The following is a 5,955-nucleotide window of genomic DNA, read 5'->3' as shown; positions in this document are numbered from 1 at the left end:
GGATCCGGCTTTCAGTCTGCAACAGTATGCGCGGGGGCTGCCTGCGCCACTGGATCGCTGGGTCGGTCAGATTGCGACGCAGGTCGCTGATGTGACGACCTCGCTTGCCATGTCATCCCTGAACCAGGCATGGAGTGAGCAGGTGCTGACGCCGTTTAACGACACCCTGGCTGACCGCTATCCCTTCAATCCGGCCTCTTCGCAGGATGCGTCCCTGTCTGAAGTGACCCGTTTCTTTGCCCCCGGCGGCACACTCGATGGCTTTTATCAGTCCAGCCTCAAACCGCTGCTTGACAGCGGCGTCCTGAAACAGGGTAACGGTCCTCTGCAGGCGCTGGTGAACCAGCTTGACCAGGCTCAGCGGATCCGTGAGGCCCTGTTTAATGCTCAGGGGCAGCCGGAAGTGCACTTTGTGGTTGAGCCGGTTGAACTGACCGCCAGTAAACGCCGCAGCGTGCTGAACCTTGACGGCCAGCTGGTGGAGTACAGCCACGGACGGCGTCAGAAAGTGCCGCTGGTCTGGCCAAACGTCCTGCGTGACGGGTCTGAGAGCAAACTGACGCTGATGCCGGATGACGGTGCCCGCTCACCGCGAAGCCTGGGCTTTACCGGCCCGTGGGCGATGTTCCGCCTGCTGGATGCCGGCAACCGGACGCAGGTGAGTCGGGGTTCGTTTGATGTGCGTTTTGGTGTGGATGACGGGGCCATGACCTGGCGGATCTACAGCGACGCTGACCACAGTCCGTTTGCCACAGGGCTGTTCAGCCAGTTCCGTTTACCGGACACACTTTATTCACGGGGCCAGGTGCCCCTCAGAAAACGGGAAGAACCGGATGCATGATCCACAGCAGGTGCTGAGCGTGGGGCGCGATCCCCGCGTGTTGCCGGAATATGAAAGACTGCGTAATGAAATCAATAAACTCAGCCACGTGTCGCGACCGGAAGTGGACTGGGCGCTGGTGCATGAGATGGCGCAGGCTATTTTTGAAAAGCAGGGGGGGGATCTGCAGACTGCACTCTACTTTACGCTGGCCCGCGCCCGGTTGAATGGACTCCGTGGTTTTACGGAAGGCTGCGAGTTTCTGAGCTCGCTTATCGTGACCCAGTGGGACAACGTCTGGCCGCCGGTCCATCAGGCCCGGGCCCGGGTGGAAATGCTCGACTGGTTTATCGCCCGTGTCAGTGACGTGGTACGTCAGTACACGGTCGGGCATGACGACAAGCGCCTGATTTATCGCTGCGAACGGTCATTACAGCTCCTGAGCGAAAAACTGCACAATGCCGGCTTAGACCGGGTACCGCGGATTGAGAATCTGCTGCATTTTATTGAAGGGTATACCCGCCTGTTTGACGAATCAGAAATCGTGATTGTGTCACCGGAGCAGGACGTACTGAAAAAAGAGATGCAGGTGCCGCCAGTGGTGTATTTCCGCTCTGATGAAACGGACGGAAGTGTGGCATCCGATATGGCGCAACTGCCAGCCGGCAGCATTATTGTCGGGCGTGAAAAAGGGACGCTGAAGCCGACGGTGCTGAAAATTAAGCCTCATCAGCCCCCGCGTCCGGCGTGGGTCTGGTTTGTCAGCGGGATGGTGAGCTGTCTGCTGCCGGTACTGATGGTGGCCGGGTGGGATCACTGGAACGCGCTGCAGTCTTCCCGCGAGCACGATGCCACCGCGATGCTGACAACGAATGCGCTGACCTGGCCTGTGGCCCCCGATGCAGCCCGGCTGAGTGATGCCCGCATGGCGCTGGGCGAGCAGGCTCTGCGCGATATGGAGCCCCTGCTCACCCGGGATTATCAGGCACAGCTGGCGCATGTGCAGCAGCTCTCGCCGCTGTGGGCGTTTCAGTATGCCGACGGGCTGCGTCATTCGTTGCATATGCTCTACCCACAGTCGCTGGCCCTGAGCGCGATGGACAGCCAGTGGCAGCAGATGCTGCATGCGCAGCGTGGCGCGACACAGGATGTTTCCACCTGGCCGGATGCCACCGTACGGGTGGATGCGTTACTGACACAGTTGCAGAGCCTGGAGCGCCAGCACAAAACGGTCACCATCTCCTATCTTAAATCCTCGCTTTATGACATCCGCACTGAGATGGAACGTGACACGCCGTTTACCGTACAACTGAACCGCCTGGAAGCACAGCAGCGGGTCAACCAAACCGTAAGTCCGGCCGTGCTTGACAACCTGCAGTCGACGCTCAGGTCGTACAGCGTGCGCCTGTATCAGTTGCAGTCCACACCGGGAGGGCCGTGATGCGACGGTCTTTGTCTCCGGCAGCAATGCTACGGATATTGCTGGTCACCGGGTTGCTGAGCGCCTGCAGTGCGCCGTTAACGACCCTGCCTGAGGCTGCATTGGCGCAGAAAGCGCAGGCCGGGGACGCGCAGGCGCAGTATGTGCTGGCCGGAAAGCTGGCGGCCCGCGGTGAATACGGGCGAGCGCTGACGCTGATGAAACAGGCGGCCAGCCAGTCGGCGGCCTCGGATGCGTCGCGTTCAACCCGCGCGGATGCCGCGCGTCAGGCGGGAGACTGGTATCACAACGGGCTGGGGGAGCCGCGTAACGAAGCGCTTGCCCGTCAGTGGTGGACACGGGCATCGTCTCTCGGTAATGCGCAGGCCAGTATGAATCTTGCCGGATATTGCCAGGCAGGGCATGGCACATCGCCTGTTGCGGACTGCATCAGTCAGTTTGAGAAGGCCGCCCGTCAGGGCAACGCTGAGGCACAGCTGATGCTGGCCCGCTGGTACCAGACACAGCCTGAGGGTGAAAAAACGGCGCTGTCCTGGCTGCAAAAAGCTGCCGTGCAGGAAGAGCCCGCTGCTCTGGCCCTGCTTGCCCGCCGTTATGAAACCGGAAACGGTGTGGATAAGGCTCGGGATATCGCTCGCCGTAACTACCGTCAGGCTGCGGCCATGGGTAACCCGGCGGCGCAGCGCTGGCTGGCAGAGCACAGCGAAGGCACGGAAAAGCTGATGTGGTATCAGAAAGCGGCACAGGGCGGGGATGTGGCCGCGCAGCGCTTCCTGGGGCAGGCGTATCTGAGCGGCAACGGCGTGGCACAAAATCAGACCGAAGGGATGCTCTGGCTTAAGCGTGCTGTCGATAAAGGCGATGCCCGGGCACAGTATCTCTACAGCCAGTATCAACCCAGCGATGAGATGAAACTACGGTATCTGATGCTCTCCGCGAAAGGCGGTGACCTTCAGGCCGGGCGGGGACTTGCCGGGTGGTATGAAAAGCAGGGCGATGAGGTTCACGCCAGAATCGCATGGCAGCAGCTGGCAGCACGGGGCGATGCGGAAGGTCGTTACCACTACGGCGACATGCTGCGCCTTGGTCTCGGCGGACAACATGATTACACGCAGGCCTTTACGCAATACCGGCTCAGCGCGATGTCGGGAAACCGGATGGCACAGTACCGGGCAGGCATGATGAGTCAGGACGGACTGGGGCTGCCGCGCAGCCGGGTTCAGGCTTATGCCTGGTACTCCCTGGCCGCAACGGAAAACGCCAAAGACGCGGTGGATGCGCTTAATGCGCTGGAAGCCCTGCTGAAGCCCGATGAAATTCAATCCGCACAGAAGCTGGCCCGTGCGTGGAGCCAGCGTATCGCTCAGGGACAGAACGATGCGGCCCTCTGACCGATTTTTATTTCCGGTGAAGTGTGGCCGCTGGTTGCTTTTTAATCATCCGAACGACGACTGAGTAGCTTTCATTGTGATGAGAGTCACAAAAATAATTGCGAAAGTGAACGTAAAACAACCACTAAAAGAATAAATACAAAATCTGCGCAACTTCTTGCTCAGCTTTTAGCATAAAACACTTTTTACGCAATAAACGCCGTGAGTTAGAGAGGTTTGCGCAACTTCTTGCTTGATTTTGCGCAAGATCTTGCGCGATCCCGTTTTTAACCCGGCCCCCAAAAATACAAAACTCTTTAAAAACAATTGAATAAAAATTTGGCATGGATATTGCCATATATCTTGCGGAAGTACACATCACGTTTAATTCAATGGAGAAGTTAACAATGCCAGCACCGTGCTATATCAGCATTACCGGAGCCAGACAGGGGCTCATCACCAAAGATGCTTTTACTGCAGATTCTGTCGGTAACAACTATGTGGAAGGCCACAAGGACGAAATGATGGTACAGGCATTTAAGCACATCATCACCGTTCCGACCGATCCGCAGTCCGGGCAGCCGTCCGGTCTGCGCGTTCATAAGCCTTTTAAATTCACCGTCACACTGAACAAAGCCGTACCGTTGCTTTATAACGCGCTGGCGTCTGGTGAGCTACTTGATGGGGTAGCACTCAAGTGGTATCGCATCTCCGCACAAGGTCAGCGGGAACATTTTTTCACGACAGCACTGACCGATGCCACCATCGTCGATATCAACCTGCATATGCCACATTGCCAGGATGAGAACGAGGCTAATTATACCCAGCTCGTCGAAGTCTCTCTGGCGTACCGAAAAATTGAATGGGAACACATCGTTGGTAACACTTCCGGCAGCGATGACTGGCGTGCGCCAACAGAAGCATAAATGACGTCTTATAACCCGGGCTACTGCCCGGGTTATTCAGTGCTGAGGTGTGGCGCCGGTCAGACCTGAACACTGAGACGATACATTGACCCCCGAACGGTGAAAGCCGGGCGTGCGGTAGCCATTGCCCTGAAAGAGGAGAGATGACGTGGCGGACGGGACAGGACTGCAGTTTACGGTGAGGAAGGGGGGCGCTCATCAAGGATCACTTCCAGAGTTAGCAACTTCGGGTTACCACAGTGGTAAATGCAAATCGTGCACTGTAGCAGTCTGCAGGGGGCATCGCAGTTTATATTTAAGAGAGATTAATTACTTAAAGGTTCCTTTATGAGTAGTTCAGTTTTTTACCGGAAAGAACGTCCAGATCGTTGTAACACCAGATTCAATTTTGATGGGCGCGGTGGTGTTACTTTAAAACCGGATAACAACACTGTTTTTCAGGCCAATGGTGCTAAGCAATATACTAATGGTTCCTCCCGCCCTATAACTGTTACTGTAAATACAGTTAATCCACGACAACAACGAAAATATCGAATAACACTCGACAGGAAAAGTAATTGCATTACTTACATGCGTGATGGTGAAAGAAAACAACATTCTATCTCTGAGCAACAGGCTAATGATTTGTTAGGAAGTGCAGATAAGTGGAAAAAAGAACGAATTCATGATGTTTCTGGAAAGGATGCTGAAAGTTTTCATGTGCTAAGTTTTTTATGTAAAGCACATGCAACCTCATCGGCCAGTTCTTGTCTTATATCCGGAACTGTAGTTGATAATTTTACAACCGCATCGAAATATCCAGGAAAAAATCTTAAGGCTGAGTTGGTTAACAGAAAGCCCTTTGAAAACCCATTTGTTAGTGGAAACGAAAAAGAATATTTTCTTATTGGAGAAGTGACGAAGGACGATATTAGTAAGCTTACTGAAATACTCTCTTCACAAAAAGATACCAGCCCTGCACAAAATGAATCAAATGGTGATCCCGGTTCCCCCTCGGGGAGCAGCGGCAGTAATGCTGGAAGCACTGCACATAGTAATTATGTCACGGGGACATCAATCAATAAACCGGACCCACAATTAAGCACACCGACCAGTACGTCGAACTCTTCCTCCTCAACACAGCACGGAATACCTGGCGCTCCGGTTACAAGTAATGCTAATAGAATAGTCAATGATACGGGACTGAAGTTTACAGTAAACATGGGGCGTTTATCCGCCAGTACCTTTGCGGTGGTGGAATTTGAGCTGAAGGAAGCCCTGAACAAGCCCTTTGAGCTGCGCCTGAAACTGGCGAGCCCGCAGCCCGGGATTGATTTTGGGGATGTGCTGGACCAGTCCTGCGAGCTGATGGTCTGGTACAACGGCGAGTTGCAGCGACGGGTCAGCGGTATCGTGAGC

General features: G+C 55.1%; 5 protein-coding genes. All 5 read left to right on the top strand.

Annotation, left to right across the window (positions count from 1 at the left end; all coding sequences use genetic code 11):
- The coding region (locus DEO48_RS24780) for a type VI secretion IcmF C-terminal domain-containing protein (protein WP_309136849.1) at positions 1-841 on the top strand (841 nt) is incomplete at its 5' end.
- A complete protein-coding gene (locus tag DEO48_RS24775) occupies positions 834-2,261 on the top strand; it encodes a VasL domain-containing protein (RefSeq protein ID WP_109846571.1) in 1,428 nt (475 codons plus the stop codon). The genes DEO48_RS24780 and DEO48_RS24775, both read left to right, overlap by 8 nt.
- Positions 2,261-3,652, top strand: coding sequence for a tetratricopeptide repeat protein (locus DEO48_RS24770; RefSeq protein WP_109846570.1), 1,392 nt, complete (start codon positions 2,261-2,263; stop codon positions 3,650-3,652). Before DEO48_RS24775 ends, DEO48_RS24770 begins: the two co-directional genes overlap by 1 nt.
- A 386-nt stretch (positions 3,653-4,038) precedes the next feature.
- Positions 4,039-4,557: an Hcp family type VI secretion system effector gene (locus tag DEO48_RS24765; RefSeq protein WP_109846569.1), complete on the top strand. Its 519-nt coding sequence runs from the start codon at positions 4,039-4,041 to the stop codon at positions 4,555-4,557.
- A gap of 327 nt (positions 4,558-4,884) precedes the next feature.
- Positions 4,885-5,955: contractile injection system protein, VgrG/Pvc8 family (locus DEO48_RS27285; RefSeq protein ID WP_375232176.1), on the top strand; the 1,071-nt coding region annotated here is incomplete at its 3' end.

Origin of the sequence: Enterobacter sp. CGMCC 5087, assembly GCF_003144775.1 — a bacterium.
Taxonomy (GTDB): domain Bacteria; phylum Pseudomonadota; class Gammaproteobacteria; order Enterobacterales; family Enterobacteriaceae; genus Enterobacter; species Enterobacter cloacae_M.
Note: the sequence above shows the minus strand (reverse complement) of the source record. Positions and strands in the feature narration are given on the sequence as shown.